At 73.9% G+C, this 20,049-nt stretch carries 14 protein-coding genes; 10 read left to right on the top strand and 4 right to left on the bottom strand.

What is annotated here, in order from left to right:
- Positions 1-99 precede the first annotated feature (99 nt).
- Both LZ495_RS27705 and LZ495_RS27700 read left to right on the top strand, forming a co-directional pair.
- Entirely contained in the window at positions 100-915 is an 816-nt protein-coding gene (locus LZ495_RS27705) for an SDR family NAD(P)-dependent oxidoreductase (RefSeq protein ID WP_235055643.1), read from the top strand.
- 81 nt (positions 916-996) lie between these two features.
- Entirely contained in the window at positions 997-2,871 is a 1,875-nt protein-coding gene (locus LZ495_RS27700) for an NAD(P)-binding domain-containing protein (RefSeq protein ID WP_235055642.1), read from the top strand.
- Between the two features lie 108 nt (positions 2,872-2,979).
- Here the strand turns inward: LZ495_RS27700 and LZ495_RS27695 are convergent, their stop codons facing one another.
- Positions 2,980-3,897, bottom strand: a complete 918-nt coding sequence (locus LZ495_RS27695) for an alcohol dehydrogenase catalytic domain-containing protein (RefSeq protein ID WP_235055641.1) — start codon at positions 3,895-3,897, stop codon at positions 2,980-2,982.
- A 132-nt stretch (positions 3,898-4,029) separates the two neighbouring features.
- Between LZ495_RS27695 and LZ495_RS27690 the strand changes: the two genes are divergently transcribed.
- From LZ495_RS27690 to xdhC, 5 genes are all read left to right on the top strand, one after another.
- Positions 4,030-4,467: a winged helix-turn-helix transcriptional regulator gene (locus tag LZ495_RS27690; protein ID WP_235055640.1), complete on the top strand. Its 438-nt coding sequence runs from the start codon at positions 4,030-4,032 to the stop codon at positions 4,465-4,467.
- Between the two features lie 130 nt (positions 4,468-4,597).
- Entirely contained in the window at positions 4,598-5,086 is a 489-nt protein-coding gene (locus LZ495_RS27685) for a hypothetical protein (protein WP_235055639.1), read from the top strand.
- Positions 5,087-5,528: 442 nt separating this feature from the next.
- Positions 5,529-7,025: a xanthine dehydrogenase small subunit gene (locus LZ495_RS27680; RefSeq protein ID WP_235055638.1), complete on the top strand. Its 1,497-nt coding sequence runs from the start codon at positions 5,529-5,531 to the stop codon at positions 7,023-7,025.
- Between the two features lie 73 nt (positions 7,026-7,098).
- Positions 7,099-9,585, top strand: coding sequence for a xanthine dehydrogenase molybdopterin binding subunit (xdhB, locus tag LZ495_RS27675; RefSeq protein ID WP_235055637.1), 2,487 nt, complete (start codon positions 7,099-7,101; stop codon positions 9,583-9,585).
- Positions 9,578-10,396: a xanthine dehydrogenase accessory protein XdhC gene (gene xdhC / locus LZ495_RS27670; RefSeq protein WP_235055636.1), complete on the top strand. Its 819-nt coding sequence runs from the start codon at positions 9,578-9,580 to the stop codon at positions 10,394-10,396. Before xdhB ends, xdhC begins: the two co-directional genes overlap by 8 nt.
- A gap of 138 nt (positions 10,397-10,534) precedes the next feature.
- Here the strand turns inward: xdhC and LZ495_RS27665 are convergent, their stop codons facing one another.
- The gene (locus LZ495_RS27665; RefSeq protein WP_235055635.1) at positions 10,535-12,028 is read right to left on the bottom strand and encodes a PepSY-associated TM helix domain-containing protein; all 1,494 of its coding nucleotides are present in this window, start codon (positions 12,026-12,028) and stop codon (positions 10,535-10,537) included.
- A 201-nt stretch (positions 12,029-12,229) separates the two neighbouring features.
- The gene (locus LZ495_RS27660; RefSeq protein WP_235055634.1) at positions 12,230-12,880 is read right to left on the bottom strand and encodes a hypothetical protein; all 651 of its coding nucleotides are present in this window, start codon (positions 12,878-12,880) and stop codon (positions 12,230-12,232) included.
- 186 nt (positions 12,881-13,066) lie between these two features.
- Between LZ495_RS27660 and LZ495_RS27655 the strand changes: the two genes are divergently transcribed.
- Complete coding sequence (locus LZ495_RS27655; protein ID WP_235055633.1) at positions 13,067-14,044, top strand: L-threonylcarbamoyladenylate synthase; 978 nt, start codon at positions 13,067-13,069, stop codon at positions 14,042-14,044.
- 27 nt (positions 14,045-14,071) lie between these two features.
- Here the strand turns inward: LZ495_RS27655 and LZ495_RS27650 are convergent, their stop codons facing one another.
- On the bottom strand, positions 14,072-17,791 hold the full coding sequence (locus LZ495_RS27650; RefSeq protein ID WP_235055632.1) for an ATP-binding protein: 3,720 nt from the start codon (positions 17,789-17,791) through the stop codon (positions 14,072-14,074).
- Positions 17,792-17,905: 114 nt separating this feature from the next.
- Between LZ495_RS27650 and LZ495_RS27645 the strand changes: the two genes are divergently transcribed.
- Both LZ495_RS27645 and LZ495_RS27640 read left to right on the top strand, forming a co-directional pair.
- Positions 17,906-18,895: an SDR family NAD(P)-dependent oxidoreductase gene (locus LZ495_RS27645; protein ID WP_235055631.1), complete on the top strand. Its 990-nt coding sequence runs from the start codon at positions 17,906-17,908 to the stop codon at positions 18,893-18,895.
- A gap of 236 nt (positions 18,896-19,131) precedes the next feature.
- Positions 19,132-19,872, top strand: coding sequence for a DUF4397 domain-containing protein (locus LZ495_RS27640; RefSeq protein WP_235055740.1), 741 nt, complete (start codon positions 19,132-19,134; stop codon positions 19,870-19,872).
- The last annotated feature ends 177 nt before the right edge of the window (positions 19,873-20,049 follow it).

The following is a 20,049-nucleotide window of genomic DNA, read 5'->3' as shown; positions in this document are numbered from 1 at the left end:
CCCGAAGGCGCCGAAAAATTCTTCGAAATATCAAAAAGCCGAAAAAGTCCGGATGTCCTGCGGTCCCGCCCGCTCGCCCACCGACTCCGAGGAGACCGCATGACCCGCACCGACGACACCGAAGTCCCCGACTACCCGGGCCGCTTGCAGCTGGCCGGCAAGGGCGTGGTCGTGCTGGGCGCCGGCCAGGGCATCGGCCGCCAGACCTGCCACGCCCTGGCCCAGGCCGGTGCGCGCGTGCTGGCCGTGGACCTGGACGCGGACCTCGCGCACGAGGTCGCCGCCGAGGTGGACGGCATCGCCTGGTCCGGCGACGCCAGTTCGCGCCCCGCGATGACCGAGCTGTGGGCCGACGCGGAGGCCCGCCTGGGCCGCGTGCACTCGGTGGTCGACATCATCGGCATGAGCAAGTACCAGCCGCTGCTGGCCTGCACGGACGAGGACTGGGAGTGGCACCAGAACATCGTGCTGCGCCACGCGGTGCTCGCCCTCCAACTCGGCGGCGAGCACATGGCCCGGCACGGCGGCGGCACCTTCACCTTCGTCGCATCCGTCTCCGGACTCACCGGCGCCCCCATGCACGCCGCCTACGGCGCCGCCAAGGCCGCACTGGTGTCCCTGGTCCGGTCCGCCGCGGTCGAATTCGGCCCGTCCGGCATCCGGGTCAACGCGGTCGCGCCGGGCGTGGTCTGGACGCCCCGGGTCTCCGCGTACCTGGGCGATGCGGGCCGCGCCGCCAACGCCGAGAACGCGCCGGTCCGGGACGTGGCCCTGCCCGCGGACATCGCCGGGCCGCTGCTCTTCCTCTCCTCCGACCTGTCCCGCTACGTCTCCGGCCAGGTCCTGACCGTGGACGGCGGCGTCTCGGTGAAGTTCCCGTACCCGCTGCCGGACATGGAGCTGGCCCCGCGCTGACCGCCGCGCCGGCCCGCCCCACACCTCGGCCCCGCGCTCCGGACTGCCCGTACGCCCCGCACGAACGAAGGAAGAGACCCGATGGAGCCCACCGTCGACCGCGCGTTCATCCGCCGAGCCGTCGAGCTCGCCGACCTCGATGCGGTACGCGTCGCGCTGTACCAGCACACCGGAGACCCCGAGGCGGCCGCGCTGCCGCGCGCCGTGCGCCTGACCGAGCAGGAACGGGAGCTGCTGGTCGGCAAGGCGGTCGACTGGCTGGCCGCGCACGCCGGCCCGGGGATGCCCGAGGAGCCGCCGGAGCAGGAACTGCGCGCGCTCATGGCGATGGCGACCGGTGAGGACATGACCGACCTCGAGTTCGAGGCCCGGCGCGACATCGCGGCCTTCAAGCCCTACCCGTGGTACGTCGACTGGACCGGCGAACGGCCCGTGCTGCCGGAGGGTTTCAAGGCGGTCGTCGTCGGCAGCGGCTTCAACGGGCTTGCCATGGGCGTCCAGTTCGAACGGCTCGGCATCCCGTACGTGGTGCTCGACCGCCGCCCCGAGCCCGGCGGCACGTGGAGCATCAACCGCTACCCGGGCATCCGCGTCGACACCGCGTCCATCACCTACGAGTTCAGCTTCGAGAAGAACCACCCCTGGACCGAGTACTTCGCCCAGGGCGCCGAAGTCCGCGCCTACCTGGAGCAGATGGCGAAGAAGTACGGCGTCCTCGCGAACACCCGCTTCGGGACCACGATGACCCGTGCGGTGTTCGACGAGGCCCGCAATGTCTGGGTGCTCGACGTGACGACCCCCGAAGGCACCGAGACGCTGGAAGCCAACATCCTCGTCAACGCGGTCGGCACCTTCGCCAACCCGAAGATCCCCGAATTCGAGGGCCGGGACGGCTTCCGCGGCCTCATAGTCCACCCCTCGCGCTGGCCCGACGACCTGGACCTGACGGGCAAGCGCGTCGCGGTCATCGGAAACGGCTCCACCGGCGTGCAGTTGCTCGCCCCGATCGCCGAACACGCCGCGCGGGTGCACGTGTTCCAGCGCACCCCGCAGTGGATCAGCCCGCGCGAGAAGTACGGCGCCGCCATCGAGCCCGAGACCCGCTGGCTCCTCGACAACTTCCCGGGCTACTGGAACTGGGCGCGCTACACCTCCGTCGCGTCGCTCTTCGGCACCCACGGCTTCCTCATCCCGGACGAGGAATGGCAGGCCGGCGGCGGCACGTTCAACGCCATGAACGACAAGCTCCGCGACGACCTCACCGCGTACATCACCGCGCAGACCGGCGGCCGCCAGGACCTCGTCGACCGCCTGGTCCCCGACTACGCGCCGTTCTCGCGGCGGCCCGTCGTCGACAACGGCTGGTACCGGTCCCTGACCCGCGACAACGTCGAACTCGTCACCGACTCCATCACCCGCCTCACCGAGACCGGCATCGAGACCCCCGACGGCACCGTCCGCGAGGTCGACGTCATCATCGCGGCGACCGGCTTCGAGGTCGCCAAATACCTGTGGCCCGCTGCGTACGCCGGCAAGGACGGCATCGACATCCACGACTTCTGGTCCGCCGACGGCGCCCGCGCCTACCTCGGCATGATGGTCCCGGAATTCCCCAACATGTTCATGCTGTACGGCCCCAACTCCCAGCCCCTGTCCGGCGGGACGAGCCTGCCGATGTGGTACGTCATCTGGGCTTCCTACGTCGGGCAGCTCACCGTGCGCATGCTGGAGGACGGCGCCTCGCGCGTCGAAGTGACCCCGGCGGCCTACGAGCGCTACAACAAGGCCCTCGACGCCGAGGCAAGCCGGCTCCTGCTCCTGCAGGACTACGGCGCCCCGGAGAAGAACTACTACGTCAACAAGTCCGGCCGCCTCCAGGTCAACGCCCCCTGGTACGGACCCGACTTCCACCGCATGTGCACCCAGGTCGACTGGACCGACCTGACCGTCACCTGACCGTCGCCTGAGCCGACCCGGCCGGACCTGGTCCGATGCGGACCCGGCCCGACCGGATCTTGCCCCCGACCGGTCCGGCCGGCCCGACCCGGCCGGACCCGGCCGGCGTCAGGGCTGGAGGACGTAGCGGCCGCGCAGGCCGCTGCGGGCCGTGGCCTTGTGGGCCGCGGCCGCCTCCTCCAGCGGGACCACCGCGTGCACCCGGGCCGGAAGTTCGCCGGCCGCGGTGCGCGCCAGCAGGTCCGCCAGGCGGACGCTGTCGGGCGTGGTGAACAGCGCGGTGGTGGTGATGCCGCGCTCGGCCGGCGGGGCCATGCCCGGGCGCAGGCCGACGTAGGTGCCGTCGTCGCGGACGAGCGCGAGGGCGGCCTCGTTCAGCTGGGCGGCGTCGACGACGGCGTCCCAGCCCGGCTTGGCGTCGGTGGTGAAGTCGGCCCCGAGGCCGCGCACGAAGGACTCGTCCTCGGCGCGGGCGAGACCGGTCACCTGCCACCTGCGTTCCCGCGCGAGCACGGCGACGTTGGCGCCCACCGCGCCCGCGGCGCCGGTCACCAGCAGGCGGGCGGCGTCCGCCGGCGCGTCGCCGAGCAGGTCGGCGATCAGCGCGGCGGCCTGCGCGTTGAGGGGGACGGTGGCGGCAGCCGTCAGCTCCAGTCCGTCCGGGACGACCGCGACGTCGGACGCCGCGACCACGATCTGCTCGGCGTAGGTGCCGTAGTCGCGGTCGAAGCCCACCACCAGGCCCGCCACCCGGGTGCCGACGGCCAGTCCGGCGCCTTCGCCGGCCGCGGCCACCGTGCCCGCGAACTCCCAGCCGAGACCCGTGTGTTCGGGCTGGTTCACCAGGCCGATGGAGTGGAAGAAGCCCGCTGCGACACCGAGGTCCGTGGGGTTGACCGTGGCCGCGGCGATGGCGACGCGGATCTGCCCGGGGCCGGGTTCGGCGACCGGCACGTCGATGATCTCGATGGAGTCGGGACCGTTCGGGGTGCGGACGACGGCGGCGCGGAAAGTGGTCGTGCTCATGGCCTTGCTCCTTGGCGGTGGGGGCCTTGCGGCATGATCGTTGCTGAGCTCCATGGTGGTTTCGGGGGCCTCGCGGCGTAAGAAGGCACTTGGAAGTGCGTTAGTGCCCTCGGGGTGCGGAAGGATCGGACGATGTCGACACGGACGGCGGCCCAGCAGCGGGCCGAGCAGAAGGCGAGCTACAACGCGTTCATGGAGGGCTGCCCCAGCCGCCGGCTCCTGGAGCGCATATCCGACAAGTGGGTGGCCTTGATCCTCGCGGCACTCGGCAGCGACGGACCGCACCGCCCCGGCGCCGAGGAGAGCGGCGGGCCGCAGGCGATGCGCTACTCGGAGCTGTCCCGGCGGCTCGCGGGCGCGAGCCAGAAGATGCTCACCCAGACGCTGCGCTCGCTGGAGAGCGACGGCCTGGTCACGCGGACGGTCACCCCGACCGTGCCGGTGACCGTCACGTACGAGATCACCGAGCTCGGCCTGTCCCTGAACCAGGTGATGGCCGGCCTCAAGGAATGGGCCGAGACGCACATGGACGAGGTGCTCGCGCACCGCGCGGCGGAGACCGAGGGGTAGCGCGGCGTCACTCGTTCGGACGGGTGTCGGGCGGGTCGCGCGGTACGGGCTACCGAACGGTTGCATGCTCGGGGAAACGACGGGCGTCCCGGGCCCGCGCCAGGCGGGTGCGGGGGCGAGGAGGCTTCCCATGCGCATTCCGACGACCACCGGGCGCCTCGGCGCGGCGCTTGCCGCGGTGGCGATGGCCGGCACGACCGCACTCGTGGCGGCTCCGCCCGCGGCCTCTGCCCAGGCCCAGGCCCAGGCCCCGGCCGCGACGGTGTGCGGCGGGGAGCGCGGCGGCTGGCTGGACGCGGGCCTGGTCGGCACGTACGACGGCAGCCTCGCCACCGGCGAGACCGTGCGGATCAGGCTCGGCCTCGGCCTCCTCGGGCACCGCGCGGAGATGAGCCTGGACGGCGAGGAGCTCCCGTCCGGACGCGCCGCCTTCGCCGGTGCGCAGGCCGGCGGCCCCAAGTGGACGTGGACGACCGTCGCCTTCGGCGTGCAGGCCTCGATGACCCTGGCCGAGCCGCAGTGCGCCGATCCGCAGGCCCCGGGCCGGGTCACCACCGCGCGGCTGGTCCTCATCGGCGGGGGCGCGATGGACGCCGGCACGGTGGCCCGCAGCCGGTGACGCGTGCGGCACGGCGCGGGCCCGCCCGCGCCGTGCCCAGGTGCCGCCGCAGGTCGCAGGGGTGCATGAAGGGGACACGAGCGGGGACGTGTGTGGGATCGGCCTATTGACCAGGGTGGTCCCAGACACTAATTTTCGGTGAATCCGATTCCATGGCGACCGAGGGAGGCGACCGGCAGATGAACACCGCCTCTGACCTGAGCCGCCTCGCCCACAGCACGGTCTGGGTTTCGGGTCGCATCGCACACGGCTGCTGACCACGCCGTTTTGACGTGCCATTTTGTGGCACTTTTCGGGTTTTCCTGCCGTCACCTTGGTGGCACGTAGTCATTGCGTGCCCATTTGCGCCCGCCCCGCTGCGGGACGCGTCCGAGCACAGAAGGCTCCCTGCATTGGCGAACATGATGAATCGATCGATCGCGCACCGAACCGGAGGTGCGTCGTGGTAACGCCGCGGATCACGGTCAACGGGAAAGAGGCGCCGATCGCGCCCGCCGCGCCGCACACCACGGCGCTGGACTACCTGCGCGAGCGCGGCCTCACCGGCACCAAGGAGGGCTGCGCCGAGGGAGAATGCGGCGCCTGCTCGGTGCTGGTCGCACGGCCCGGGGTGAACAAGCCCACCGACTGGGTGGCGGTCAACGCCTGCCTGGTGCCGGTCGCGGCACTCGACGGCCAGGAGGTCGTCACGTCCGAGGGCCTCGCCACCCCCGGAGAGGCCGGGCAGCCATCCGTCCTGCACCCCGTGCAGGAGGAGATGGCGGTCCGCGGCGGATCCCAATGCGGTTACTGCACACCGGGGTTCATCTGCAGCATGGCGGCCGAGTACTACCGGCCGGGACGCTGCCCGAAGGCGGCCGACGGGGAAGTCCACGACGCCGCCGCGCACACCGGCGCCGGGCACACGGACGCCGAGCACGGGCCGAACGGGTTCGACCTGCACGCGCTGAGCGGGAACCTGTGCCGGTGTACCGGCTACCGGCCGATCCGCGACGCCGCGTACGCGGTGGGCGCCCCGGCCGACGACGACGTCCTCGCGCACCGCCGCGAACTGGCGCCCCCGGCGCCGGCCGCGACCGAGTACACGCAGGACGGCAGCAGCTTCATCCGCAAGGAAACCCTGGCCGAAACCCTGGAGTTGCTGCGCGACCGCCCCGACGCGGTGGTGATCGCCGGGTCCACCGACTGGGGCGTGGAGGTGAACATCCGGGCCCGCCGCGCGGATTGCGTGGTCGCCCTGGACCGGCTGGCCGAACTCCGGGAACTGCGCGTCGAGTCCGGGTTCATCGAGATCGGCGCGGCGCTCACGCTCACCGAGATCGAGCGCCGCCTCGACGGCGGCGTGCCGCTGCTCGCCGAGCTGTTCCCGCAGTTCGCGTCGCGGCTCATCCGCAACAGCGCGACGCTGGGCGGGAACCTCGGCACGGGGTCGCCGATCGGCGACAGCCCGCCGGTGCTGCTCGCACTGGAGGCCTCGGTGGTGCTCGCGCACGCCGACGGCGAGCGCGAGGTCCCGCTGGCCGACTACTTCACCGGCTACCGGCAGAGCGTGCGCCGGCCGGGCGAGCTGATCCGCGCGGTCCGCATCCCGCTGCCGCTGGCCCGCGTCACGGCGTTCCACAAGATCGCCAAACGGCGCTTCGACGACATCTCCAGCGTGGCGATCGCCTTCGCGCTGGACATCGAGGACGGCATCGTCCGCAAGGCCCGCATCGGCCTGGGCGGCGTGGCCGCCACCCCGATCCGGGCGTACGCCACCGAGGCCGCCCTGGAGGGCAAGGCCTGGTCGGCGGAGACCGCCGAGGCCGCGGCCCGGGTGCTGGAGTCCGAGGGCACCCCGATGAGCGACCACCGCGCCAGCGCGGGGTACCGCTCCGCGATGCTCGGCCAGAGCCTGCTGAAGCTGTACGCCGAGACCCCGGAGGCGGTTTCCGCATGAGTGAGCGAAGCGAGCGAATCGACAAGAAGGATGCGTTTCGCGAATGCGGCGCCGAGCGGAGCGAGGTGCCCGCATGAGCAATCTTTCGGAACGTCCCGAGAAGCCCGTGGTCGGCGTACCGCTGCCGCACGAGAGTGCCGCGCTGCACGTCACCGGTGCCGCGCTCTACACCGACGACCTGGTGTACCGCACCAAGGATGTGCTGCACGCGTACCCGGTCCAGGTCATGAAGGCGCGCGGCCGGATCACCGGCCTGCGCACCGAGGCCGCGCTCGCGGTGCCCGGCGTGGTCCGCGTGCTCACCGGTGCCGACGTGCCCGGCGTCAACGACGCCGGCATGAAGCACGACGAGCCGCTGTTCCCCGACGAGGTCATGTTCCACGGCCACGCGGTCGCGTGGGTGATCGGCGAGACGCTGGAGGCGGCCCGGATCGGCGCCGCCGCGGTCGAGGTCGACCTCGACGAACTGCCCTCGATCATCACGCTCGGCGAGGCCATCGAGGCCGAGAGCTTCCACGGCGCCCGGCCGGTGATGGCGACCGGCGACATCGAGGCCGGCTTCGCCGACTCCGCCCACGTGTTCGACGGCGAGTTCCAGTTCGCCGACCAGGAGCACTTCTACCTGGAGACGCACGCCGCGCTCGCCTACATCGACGAGGCCGAGCAGGTCTTCATCCAGAGCAGCACCCAGCACCCCTCGGAGACGCAGGAGATCGTCGCGCACGTCCTCGGCCTGCACAGCCACGAGGTCACCGTGCAGTGCCTGCGCATGGGCGGCGGCTTCGGCGGCAAGGAGATGCAGCCGCACGGCTTCGCGGCGATCGCCGCACTCGGCGCCAAGCTGACCGGTCGCCCGGTCCGGGTCCGGCTCACCCGCACCCAGGACCTGACCATGTCCGGCAAGCGGCACGGCTTCCACGCCGCGTGGCGCATCGGCTTCGACACCGAGGGCCGCATCCAGGCCCTGGACGCCACGCTGACCGCGGACGGCGGCTGGAGCCTGGACCTGTCCGAGCCGGTCACCGCCCGCGCGCTGTGCCACATCGACAACACGTACTGGATCCCGAACGCGCGCGTCGCGGGCCGCATCGCCAAGACCAACAAGGTCTCCAACACCGCCTTCCGCGGCTTCGGCGGACCGCAGGGCATGCTGGTGATCGAGGACATCCTGGGGCGCTGCGCACCGCTCCTCGGCCTGGACCCGGCGGAGCTGCGCAAGCGCAACTTCTACCGGCCGGGCCTCGGGCAGACCACGCCGTACGGCCAGACCGTCACCCAGGCGGAGCGGATCTCCGCGGTCTGGGAGCAGGTCGAGGCGGACGGCGGCCTCGCGGACCGCAAGCGCGAGATCGCCGCGTTCAACGCCGCGCACCCGCACACCAAGCGGGGCCTGGCGATCACCGGCATCAAGTTCGGCATCTCGTTCAACCTCACCGCCTTCAACCAGGCCGGCGCGCTCGTGCTGATCTACAAGGACGGCTCGGTCCTGATCACGCACGGCGGCACCGAGATGGGCCAGGGCCTGCACACCAAGATGCTGCAGGTGGCCGCGACCACCCTCGGCATCCCGCTGAGCAAGGTGCGGCTGGCCCCGACGCGTACCGACAAGGTGCCCAACACCTCGGCCACCGCGGCGAGTTCGGGTGCGGACCTGAACGGCGGGGCGGTCAAGAACGCGTGCGAGCAGCTGCGTGAGCGGCTGCTGCAGGTCGCGGCCAGCCAGCTCGGGTCGAACGCCTCGGACGTGCGCATCGTCGAGGGCGTCGCCCGCACCCTGGGCAGCGACCAGGAGCTGGCCTGGGACGACCTGGTGCGCACCGCGTACTTCCAGCGCGTCCAGCTGTCCGCGGCCGGGTACTACCGCACCGAGGGCCTGCACTGGGATGCGAAGACGTTCCGGGGCTCGCCGTTCAAGTACTTCTCCTACGGCGCCGCGGCGGCCGAGGTCGAGGTGGACGGCTTCACCGGCGCGTACCGCATCCGGCGGGTCGACATCGTGCACGACGTCGGCGACAGCCTCTCCCCGATGATCGACATCGGCCAGGTCGAGGGCGGCTTCGTGCAGGGCGCGGGCTGGCTGACGCTGGAGGACCTGCGCTGGGACACCGGCGACGGCCCCAACCGCGGGCGGCTGCTCACCCAGGCGGCGAGCACGTACAAGCTGCCGAGCTTCTCGGAGATGCCCGAGGAGTTCAACGTCTCGCTCATGGAGAACGCCACCGAAGAGGGCGCCGTCTACGGCTCCAAGGCGGTCGGCGAGCCGCCGCTGATGCTGGCGTTCTGCGTACGCGAGGCGCTGCGCCAGGCCGCCGCCGCGTTCGGGCCGAGCGGGGTGAGCGTCGAACTGGGCGCGCCCGCGACGCCGGAAGCGGTGTTCTGGGCGGTCCAGGCCGCCCGGCAGAGCCGGGCCGCCGGCGAAGCCTCGGCCGCCGACCCGGAGATAGCCGCCGGGGCCCCGGCCGGATCCTCCAGCGGGCATGCCCTGAACGGCGGTTCCGCCAGCGGGAGCGCGGCCGACGGCCGCACCCGGGCGCAGACGGAAGCGCTGAGCGGTGCCTGACAGCACGTGGGTCGCGGCGGTCGCGGGGCTGCGGGAACGCCGGGAATCCGGCGTCCTCGTGACCGTCGCGGCCGTCCGCGGCCATGCCCCGCGCGACGCCGGCGCCAAGCTCGTGGTGGGCCGGACCGGCACGTGGGGCTCGATCGGCGGCGGCAACATCGAGGCCGTCGCGATCGACCGCGCCCGCGAGATGCTCGCCGCGGGCGAGGCGGAGCCCGAACTGATGGACTTCGCCCTGAACGACAAGGCGGTCAACCAGCACGGCGTGCAGTGCTGCGGGGGCACGGTCGTCGTCCTGCTCGAACCCCTGCCGGTCACCAAGGCATTGGCGATCTTCGGGGTCGGGCACGTGGGCCTCGAACTGGCGCGCATCATGGCCCGCCAGGACATCGAACTCCACCTGGTCGACAGCCGCGCCGACATGCTCACCAAGGAGCGCCTCGAAGTCCTCGCGGACGAGGCGGCCGAGGTGCACGTGCACCACACGCCGCTGCTGCCCGAGGAGGTGCTCGCGCACCTCCCGCACGGCACCCACATCCTGATCATGACGCACGACCACGCCGAGGACGCGGCGCTGTGCGACGCCGCGCTCCGCACCGACCACCTCGGCACAATCGGGCTGATCGGCTCCTCGGCGAAGTGGGCGCGGTTCCGCAAGCGCCTGGCCGAGGAAGGCGGCCACGACGCCGCCGCCATCGACCGCATCAAGACCCCGATCGGCCTGCCGGACATCACCGGCAAGGAGCCCGCGACCATCGCGGTAAGCGTCGCCGCAGACCTCCTCCGCACCTTCGAATCCGAGACCGCCTGACCTCGCGCTCCGCGGCGGGATTCACCCGGCCGATCGCTTCGAGCCGGGCCCGCGGGTCGGAGGGGCCGGCCGCTGTGCGGCGCACGGGCCCGCGCGGGGGAGCCCCCGCGGGAAGTTCCGTGCGCCGCATGGTCCGGTTTACGCCGCACGCCTCCGGGGGATCGCGCCGATCAGGATGTCGGCGGCGAGGAATGCGGCGAGGGTGATGCCCAGCAAGGGCACGAACCAGCCCGCGGCCGCGGCAACGACGGCCAGGACCGCCGCGGGCTTGGCCGACTGCCGCCATGCGCCGCGCGGGTAGGGGCGGCCGACTGCCCACGACGAGCCGCGGACCGGTCGCCGCTGCCACCACATGCGGTAGCCGAGCACGATCGACACCAGCACCATGAGGGCGAGTGCGATCAGGGCCAACTGGTTCGCCAGACCCAGGAATTCACCCATGTGCAGGTCGATGCCCACCCGGGTGAGCTTGGCGCCGAGGGGGTAGTCCGCGTAGCGGAGCTCGTCGACGACCTTGGCGTCCGCGGGGTCGACGGCGACCTGGTCCAGGCGCACCGGCCACTGCTTGTCGGTCTCCTTGACCACGTACGCCTTGCCGGGCTTGGCCGGGACGACGATCTCCAACGGCCCGTCCAGACCGCGGCCGGCCGCGGCGCCGATGATCGCGTCGAGGCCGGCTCCGGCCGGAGCCGCCGGGCCGGGGGTGGCACTCTGCTGGTGCCCGCTGTGCTCGCCGCCCTCGGCCGGTGCCGGGGCGGCGGAACCGGGCGCGCCGGATGCCGGGAGTGCCGTCGAGACCAAGGGGGTCGTCCAGCTCAGCGACGTCCGCAGGTCGGCGATGTTCGCGCCGGCGTGCGTCGACCAGGTCAGCCCGGTGGCGGACAGCCCGAGCAGGCCCAGCGACGCCCACAGCCCGACCGTCCCGTGCCACGACAGAGTCCGGCGGCGGCCCTTGGCACCGCGTTCGGGGAGCACCAGGTCCTTCTTGGCACGGCGCCGGCGGCCGAACCACAGGGCGAGGCCGCCCAGCACGATGACCCACAGCCAGCTGGCGGCCAGTTCGCTGTACAGGCGGCCCGGCTCGCCGAGCTTGAGGTTCGCGTGGAACTGGTCGAGCCATGCGCGCAGCGGCAGCGCGCCGGAGCCTCCGAAGCTCTTCTCGATGCCGCGGATCTCGCCGGTGTACGGGTCCACGAAGACCGCGCGCCGCACGCCTTCGTCCAGGCCCGGCTCGGTGAACAGGACTTGCGTGGTCGCCTCGGGGTCGTCCGAGAGCCGGACCGCGGACAGCGTCCCGCCGGGATTCGCCGCGGTCGCGGCGCGGACCTGCTGAGCGACGGGCAAGGGCTGCGTGCCGACCCGGTCCACGGTGAGTTCGTGCTCGTACACGAATTTCTCGAGGGGCGTCGCCGCCGCGTACAGCAGCCCGGTCGCGGCCGCGGCGAAGAGGAACGGGGCGATCAGGATGCCGGCGTAGAAGTGCATCCGCAGGAGCAGCGGGCGCAGGCCCGCCGCGATGGACCCGCGGCGTGCGGCCGGTGCCGCCGCTGCCGCGGTGGCCGGGGCCTCCGCGGAGTCCGCGGCGGAGGGTGGTTCTTGGGGCTTCGGTCCGGTGTCGAACGTGGAGGTCATGAGACAGCTCTCCGTGAGGCAGGAGGCATGCGTCATCGCGGCAGGGCGTCGATACGCATGCCAGAGCGCTGGTGGGGGTCCGCGGCGCACGCCGGATCGGCCGCGCGGCTCGGCGCGGCTGCGAGGCGGGACAGGGCGGACCCGGCCGGGCACCCGCTGCGGGGCGCGCGGCCGTACCCGGGCGCGCATGGGCGGGCCCGGTCAGCTGAAGGAGAGCCGCCTTGGCGGGCCGCGCCGGCTGACCGTCTCGGCGAGGAGGACCAAAGAGGCGCGGACGGGTGCGTCCGGCACTGTCGGGATGCGGCGGCGTTCGGTGACCACGGCCAGGACCGGGACGGCGACCAGATGCCGCAGCCAGCCGCGGGCTGCGACCGCGGCGGTGACCAGCACCGCGGCCAATGCCCGGTCGCCCTGGGCGAGCCACATCGCGGAGAACAGCGCCATCAGCACGTGGACCACGAGCATCCGCACGTCGGACGTCGCCGCGGCGTGCGCACCGGTGTGGTCCGCCACGGCCGTCAGCACCATGGCCTGCGTGCCGTCCACAGCCGACATCACATATTCCGTACGCTCCGCGCCGTCCGCCCGCGCGGCGTGGCCGGCCGCCATGCCGAACACGTGGTGCAGCCCGTACTGCACGGCACCGCACGCCACCAGCAAAGTGCCGAGCCCGCGCTGCCGACCCGCCAGCGCGAACGCGCCCAGCGAGGTCGTGCCGAGCAAGGCGACCACGGCCAGCGGCCGGACCGGGGCACCCCCGGCGTACATGTGCAGCCCCAGGGACGCGAAGACGCACACCGCCGCGAAGACGACGGCACGCATCGCGCGGAACCCCGGCTGGCCTATGTGCACCGCGCAAGAATGGCAGAACAGCGCCCGCGCGCCGAAGGCGGATGCGTATACGCACACGAAGCGGCCCCCGCCGCCGACCCCCTGCGGCATCCCTCGGACGGATGGTTCCGACCGGGTCCGGTGCGCCGGCGGTTCCGGCGGCGGCGAGAATAGGGGCGGCACCAGGGGCAAGGAGGGACCAGGAGCATGACGGCAAGCGCCGGGGATATCGCAAAGGCAGCCGAGGTACTGCGCTCGGGAGGTCTGGTGGCACTGCCCACCGAGACCGTCTACGGGCTGGGCGCCGACGCCGAGGACCCGGCAGCCGTCGCCCGCATCTTCGCGGCCAAAGGCCGGCCGCCGACCCACCCGCTCATCGTCCACCTCGGCAGCGCCGGGCAGCTGGACGACTGGGCCGCGGACGTCTCGCCGGAGGCGCGGGAGCTGGCCGAGCGGTTCTGGCCGGGGCCGCTCACGCTGGTGCTGCGCCGCGGCTCCCGGGTGCCGTCCGAGGTGACCGGCGGCCTGGAGACGGTCGCCCTGCGGGTCCCCGACCACCCCGTCGCCCTGCAGCTGCTGGCCGAGTTCGGCGGCGGCATCGCGGCCCCGTCCGCCAACCGCTTCGGCTCGGTCAGCCCGACCACCGCCGACCACGTGCGCACCGAACTCGGCGACGCCGTCGACTTCGTCCTGGACGGCGGCCCCTGCCGGGTCGGCGTCGAGTCGACCATCGTCGACACCACCAGCGGCACGCTCAGCGTGCTGCGGCCCGGCGGCGTGACGAGCGAGAGCCTCGAAGCGGTCCTCGGCCGGCCGCTCGCCGCCCCGTCGGCCACCCCCGTCCGGGTGCCCGGCCAGCACCCGTCGCACTACGCGCCGCGCGCCCGGGTCGTGCTGGTGGCACCCGACCGCGTCGCCGCCGAAGCAGCGCTGGCCCAGGACCAGGGCCACCGCGTCGGCGTCCTGCTGCCCGCCTCGGCACCGGACACCGGCATCAAGGCGCACGCGGTGGTCGAGGTGCCGGGGTCGATGGCCGACTACGCCCGCGGCCTGTACGGCTTCCTGCGCGGACTCGACGAGCGGGGCTGCGACCTCATCGTCGCGTCCCTGCCCCCGGAGGCCGACCTGGGCACGGCGATCGCCAACCGGCTCCGCCGTGCGGCGGGGCCCCGGCAGTCCTCCTGACATCCGGCGCGCACTGCGCGCCGGAGCTCAGGAGCCGACGCCCAGCGCGGTGTTCCACTTGGCGGCGATGGCCGCCGCGTGCGCGCGGTGGGCGGCGGCCTCGGCCGGGCGGTCCAGCAGGTCCGCGAGGCCGGCCAGGGTGGCGGCGATCGGCGGGATCGCGAGGCTGAAGCCGGAGACCGGCGGCGAGGACTCCCGGCTGGGCAGCAGAGCGTCGTACAGCTCGGCGGCGCCGGTCGGATCCTCCGCGGCGACCATGGCCATCGCACGGAACGTCGCGGACACCTTGAAGAAGAAGTCGGCCTGGATCGGCCCGGCCTTCGCCAGCAGTGCACGGGCCTCGCCGGTCCGCCCCGCGGCGGCCAGGGCGGCGGCCAGCAGGTCGCCCATGAGCGGCCCGTACTCGTCGTACAGCTGCGTGGCGATGGGGACGAACTCGGCAAGGCGGCCCTGGCCGGCGCGGATCGTGGCCATGGCCATCAGCAGATAGCCGTCGGCGTGCGGCGAGCCCTGCCGGGCCATCGCGGCGGCCGCCTGGGCGTAGAGCTGCTCGGCCTCTTCGGTCCGGCCCTCTATGTGCGCCAGCGTCGCGACCGCGCACTCGGCGACGGCGACCGGCCCCGGCATGCGGTACGCGCGGGCGACCCGCAGGCACTCCTCGATGCGGCGGGCCGACGCCGCGGCATCGCCCTCGACAGCGGCTGCGGAAGCCTGCGCGAACTGGCCGTGCCAGCGGTGGCCCGGCAGGTCGTGGTCGATGCCCAGGCGCTCCAACTCGGCGCCGATCAGGGCGGCTTCGCGCCACTCGCGGTCCGGGTCGAACTCGCGCAGGAGCGTCGCGCGGGCCTGGGCGCGCAGGCTCGGGTCGCCCGCCTCGTCCGCGAGGGCGACCGCCTCGGTCGCGGCAGCGCGCACGGACGGGTCCTGGAGGTTGGAGAGTTCCTCCGCGTAGGCCAGCAACAAGCGGCAGCGCAAAGCCGGTTCGTGGTCCGGCCGGGCCAGCAGGCGGCGCAGCTGAGCGACGACCGGCTCGTCGATGCCGCCGTACGGCCGGGTCTGCCACGGCGTCGGCTCGGTCCACGCGGTCAGCGCCGCGGTCAGGAGGCCGTCCCGGCCGTCCGCGACGGCGTGCTCGACGGCCATGCGGCGGGTCTCGCGGGCGTCCACGACGGCCCCGGCGCGGACCTGGGCGCGCAGCAGCCGCCCCAGCAGCGCGACCCGCTCGGCGGCCCGGTCGCCGCCGCTGCCTTCGACGCGCTCGGCGGCCGGGATCCGGTCGAAGCACGCGAGCGCGTCGGCGAGCGAGGCCGCCGCGGCGTCGTGCGCGTACCGGTTCTCGGCGAGCGCGGCGGCCCGGACGCAGTAGGCCACCGCCTTGGCCGCGGTCGCCGACGACGCGGCCGCGGCGAAGTGGTGCGCCAGCGCCGAGACGTCCTCGGACGCCCGGGCCTCCAGGCTCGCCGCGATCCGGGCGTGCATCCGCGTCGCGCGGAGCCGGGTCAGGTCGGCCAGCAGCGTGTCGCGGACCAGCGCGTGCACGAACCGCACGCGGCCGGGAGCCGGTTCGACGAGCAGTCCGGCGATCAGGCCGGCCTCCAACGCACCCAGGACGCCGTCCTCGTCGGTGTCCGCCGCGTCGAGGAGCACCTCGACATCGGCCTCGCGGCCCGCGACGGCGGCCAGCCGCAGCACGGCCACGGCCGCCTCGGGCAGCCTGCCGAGGCGGCGGCGCAGCACGTCCCGTACGCCGTCCGGCACTTCGGCGAGGGCGACGAGGGCGCCCTCGCCGGCCAGCAGCCGGGCGCTCTCGCGGAGGTAGAAGGGGTTCCCGCCGGTGCGTTCGGCGAGCGCCGCCAGCGTCTCGGCGTCCACCGCGGGCCCGCCGGCCGCCGCGACGACCTCGGCCACCGCGGCCGCGGGCAGACCGGACAGCGCCACGCGCACCGGGGAGCGGCCGGCCAGGGCGGCGAGCGTGTCGGACATATGCGCGGCGAGCTCGTCGGGGCGGAACGCGGCCACCACCATCAGAGGCGTCCCGGCCGGTACGTCGGCCAGACCGGCGAGCAGGGCGCCGGTCTCCTGGTCGGCCCAGTGCAGATCGTCCAGGACGATGACCAGCGGGCGCACGGCGGCGGCGCCCGCGAGCCAGCGCCAGACCGCCCGGTGCAGGCGGAAGCGTCCGGCGGCGACGTCCGTGCCGGGGTCGAAGCCGGAGGCCGGGCCGGCGCCTGGGCCGGGGATGGAGCCGGAGTTGCGGTCGGCGCCGGGGCCCGAGTCGGAGCCCGGGCCATGTACGGTGCCCGCGGCGGAGTGCGCCGCCGCGTCCGGCAGCAGCGGCGCGAGGACCGCCAAGGAGTCTTCCGGCGGCGGGAATTCGCGAGCCAGGCCGCGCAGCGCCTCGACCCACGCCCACGCGGGCGGAGCGCCTTCCGCGTCCGTGGTGCGGCCGAACACCACTGTGCGGCCGCTGCGTTCCAGGTGTGCGCCGAACGCCCGCAGCAGCGCCGACTTGCCCAGCCCCGCTTCGCCGGTGACCAGCGCGACGGTCGGGCCCGCGGATCGCGCCCGGTCCGCGGCGGCGACGAGCTGCGCCGACTCGGCGTCCCGGCCGACGAACAGGTCGGTGTACGGGGATGTCGGGCCATCGGCGGAAGGAGGCGCCGCCGCAGAGTCCGGACGAGGGACCAGGTCTGGTGCAGGCCCCGGGTGCGCCCCGCTCTGGGGTGCGGGGAGGAGCCCGGAAGGGTGTGCCGCTCGCGCTTGGGGTTCGGGGCGCGACGCCGCGGGAGGCGCGGAGGTGGCCGCCGACGTCGAGTGCGTCCCATCCGGGGGGCCGGGGCGGCGTGCCGAAGAGCGTGCCGCATCAGGCTCGGGACGGGGTGCGGGGGATGCCGCCGCTTCCGGGTTCGCCGCGTCCGGCGGCCCGTTCCGGGGCCCGGGGCGGCGATTTGTCCCCGCCCGAGTCGCCTCCTGCAGCAGTGCGGTGTCCTGCGCCAGGATCGCCGCTTCCAGCGCGGTCAGCGCCGGTCCCGGATCCAGGCCTACTTCGGCGGCCAGCACGGCGCGCGCCCGGCGCAGCGTGCCCAGTGCGTCCGCCTGCCGCCCCGCGGCCCAGAGCGCCAGCGCGTGCAGGCGCCAGCCCTCCTCGCGCAGGGGTGCCTCCCGGGTCAGGAGTTCGGCTTCGGGGACGGCCGCGGCCGGGTCCGTGCAGCGCAGTTCGGCGGCCGTGCGGAGCTCGCGGGCCACCAGGCGCAGTTCGCCCAGCCGGGCGGCCTCGGGCACCGCCCACGACTCGTCGGCGGACTCGGCGTACGCAGGCCCGCGCCACAGGCCCAACGCCTCGGTGAGCGCGGCCCGCGCGGACTCCGCGGCGCCGGCGCCGTCCGCGGCGAGCGCGGTGCGGGCGTCGTGCAGAAGGTGTTCGAAGCGCCACGCGTCGACGGCGTCGTCCGGCAGCCGTAGCGCGTACCCGGGCGGCGCGCTGACCAGCAGTTTTGCCGGAGTCCGCGGGGCCCGGCCGGGTTCCAGGAGGCGGCGCAGGTTGGACACGTACGCCTGAAGGGACGTCACGGCCTGGGCGGGCGGCGCCCCTTGCCACAGGTCGTCGATCATCCGGTCCACCGAGACGACCTGGCCGCGATGCGCGACCAGCAGGGCGAGCACCGAGCGCTGCCGGCGGCCGCCGAGCGGCACGGCCTCGCCGTTCCGTTCGGCGATCAGCGAGCCGAGTACCTGTATGTGCACCATTGCGCGCCATCCTAGGCAGCCCAAGATCATCCCGGGCTGCGACTATCCCGAACGCGTCCGGCGGCCCGGGCGCAGCCCGTTTTCTTCGGGCAGGCCTTGGGTAGCGGGCCGCACATGACTGCCGCTGCCCGGCTCGACCAGGCGCTCGACCGCTCGATCGCACTCGGCTACGGAACCCCCGGCTTCCGCATCCGCAAGCGCCTGGCCGGCTGGCCCGCCGACGGCGGCCGGATGGACGGCAAGACCGTGCTGGTCACCGGTGCGGCCGGCGGGATCGGGCTGGCCGCGGCGACCGGGTTCGCGCGGTGCGGCGCGACCGTGTACGTCCTGGGCCGCACGGCGGACCGCGCCGAACAGGCCGTACGCCGGGTCCGCGCCGCCGCGCCCGGCGCCGCCCAGGACGCGGTGCGGCCGCTGGCCTGCGACGTGGGCCGCATGGCCGACCTGCACACCTGCACGGCCGAACTCCTGGACCGCGAGGCGCGCCTGGACGTCCTGGTCAACAACGCCGGGGTCATGCCGGGCACCCGGCAGTTCAGCGCCGACGGGGTCGAACTGACCTTTGCCGTCCATGTGCTGGGCCCCTGGATCCTGACCGCGACGCTGCTGCCGCTGCTCCGGGCCGCGGCGCCCTCCCGGGTCGTGACCGTGACGTCCGGCGGCCAGTACACGCAGGGCCTGACGCCCGGCGATCCCGAAGGCGCGGCGGTGGCCTACTCGCCGAAGAAGTTCTACGCCCGTACCAAGCGCGCCCAGGTCGTGCTCACCGAGGAGTGGGCCGAGCGGCTGGCCGCGTTCGACGTGCACGTGCACGCCATGCACCCCGGGTGGGCGGACACCAAGGGCGTGCAGGACGCGATGCCGCTGTTCCGCCGCCTCACCCGCCCCGTCCTGCGCGACGCCGAGCAAGGGGCCGACACCATCGTGTGGCTGGGCGCGGCCCCCGAGGCGGTCCGGACGACCGGGCTGCTCTGGCAGGACCGCAAGCCCCGGCCTGCGACGTACGCGCTCGGCGCCCGGCGGGACAGCGAGGCCGCGCGCAGCGAGCTGTGGGCCTACACCGCGGCGCTGGCCCGGCAGGGCGGTTTCTCCGCTCCGGTCTGAGGTGCATCCGTTCGGCGCTCCGCGGCGGAATCACAGGTGAAGGGTCAATCGACGCCCGACATCTGGAGCACCTCATGAACACGAACGGAACGTACCCGGCCACCGCCGAAGCCGTCCCGCACGGGGGAGTGGGCAGGTCGGGCCGCCGCCGCGCGGTGGCGGTCCTGGGCATCGGCGCCCTGTGCGCCTCGTCCGCGGCTCTCGGCGCCGCACCGGCGCACGCCGCCGACGACTCGATGGCGACGGTGTCGGTGCTGCACGGCATCCCCGGCCTGACCGTGGACGTGTACGCCAACGGGCAGCAACTGCTGCCCGATTTCAAACCGGGGACGCTGACCGATCCGCAGAAGCTGCCCGCGGGCAGCTACGACATCAAGGTCTTCAAGGACAACGAAGGCCCGGGCGGCACCCCCGCACTGCAGAAGCAGGTCGACGTACCCGCCGGAGCCAACGCCACGCTCGTGGCGCACCTGGGCGCGGACGGCACTCCCATGCTGACCGCCTACGTCAACGACACCGCTCCGGTGGCGGCCGGCAAGGCGCGGGTGACCGTGCGGCACGTCGCCGCGGCACCGGCCGTCGACGTGCGCGCCAACGGCACCCCGGTGTTCTCCGGCCTGACCAACCCCAAGGAAGCCAAGGGCGACGTCGACGCCGGCATGATCAAGGCCGACGTCACGCTGGCCGGCACCTCGACGGTGGCGCTGGGCCCGGCCGACCTGAACCTGGCCGAAGGCACCAACACCATCGTGTACGCGTACGGAAGCGCCGAGGCCAAGAACCTCGCGCTGAAGACGCAGACCATCAGCGGCCTGCACTCCGCACCGGGCGGCGTCCCGGCCGGCGGGTCCGGTGCAGCAGCCGAGGCCCGCGCCGACGGCGGCGAGGGAACCCCGGCCTGGGTGTTCGGCCTGGCGGCCGCAGGGGCGCTGGGGCTGGCCGCGGGCGGTTACCGCGTCGCGTCCGGACGGCGCTGACGATCACCGAAGGACGCACGCCGCCGCGGGAGGAAGCCGTGCCGCGCATCGCGCAGACCGTCCGCACCCGGCCGCCCCGCTCCGGGGCGGGGCTGGCCGGGGTCCGGGCGCATCTCCGGCGGACGGCCGCATGGGCGCTCGCCGCGGCGCTGGCCTTCGCGGTCCCGGCGTGCGGGG

The organism is Yinghuangia soli (assembly GCF_021502675.1).
Lineage (GTDB): Bacteria > Actinomycetota > Actinomycetes > Streptomycetales > Streptomycetaceae > Yinghuangia > Yinghuangia soli.
Note: the sequence above shows the minus strand (reverse complement) of the source record. Positions and strands in the feature narration are given on the sequence as shown.

Excerpts from the sequence above, each read along its gene's own strand:
- LZ495_RS27705 (WP_235055643.1), top strand. The coding sequence starts at position 100 with ATGACCCGCACCGACGACACCGAAGTCCCCGACTACCCGGGCCGCTTG.
- LZ495_RS27700 (WP_235055642.1), top strand. The coding sequence starts at position 997 with ATGGAGCCCACCGTCGACCGCGCGTTCATCCGCCGAGCCGTCGAGCTC.
- LZ495_RS27695 (WP_235055641.1), bottom strand. The coding sequence starts at position 3,897 with ATGAGCACGACCACTTTCCGCGCCGCCGTCGTCCGCACCCCGAACGGT.
- LZ495_RS27690 (WP_235055640.1), top strand. The coding sequence starts at position 4,030 with ATGTCGACACGGACGGCGGCCCAGCAGCGGGCCGAGCAGAAGGCGAGC.
- LZ495_RS27685 (WP_235055639.1), top strand. The coding sequence starts at position 4,598 with ATGCGCATTCCGACGACCACCGGGCGCCTCGGCGCGGCGCTTGCCGCG.
- xdhB (WP_235055637.1), top strand. The coding sequence starts at position 7,099 with ATGAGCAATCTTTCGGAACGTCCCGAGAAGCCCGTGGTCGGCGTACCG.
- LZ495_RS27665 (WP_235055635.1), bottom strand. The coding sequence starts at position 12,028 with ATGACCTCCACGTTCGACACCGGACCGAAGCCCCAAGAACCACCCTCC.
- LZ495_RS27655 (WP_235055633.1), top strand. The coding sequence starts at position 13,067 with ATGACGGCAAGCGCCGGGGATATCGCAAAGGCAGCCGAGGTACTGCGC.
- LZ495_RS27650 (WP_235055632.1), bottom strand. The coding sequence starts at position 17,791 with ATGGTGCACATACAGGTACTCGGCTCGCTGATCGCCGAACGGAACGGC.
- LZ495_RS27645 (WP_235055631.1), top strand. The coding sequence starts at position 17,906 with ATGACTGCCGCTGCCCGGCTCGACCAGGCGCTCGACCGCTCGATCGCA.
- LZ495_RS27640 (WP_235055740.1), top strand. The coding sequence starts at position 19,132 with ATGGCGACGGTGTCGGTGCTGCACGGCATCCCCGGCCTGACCGTGGAC.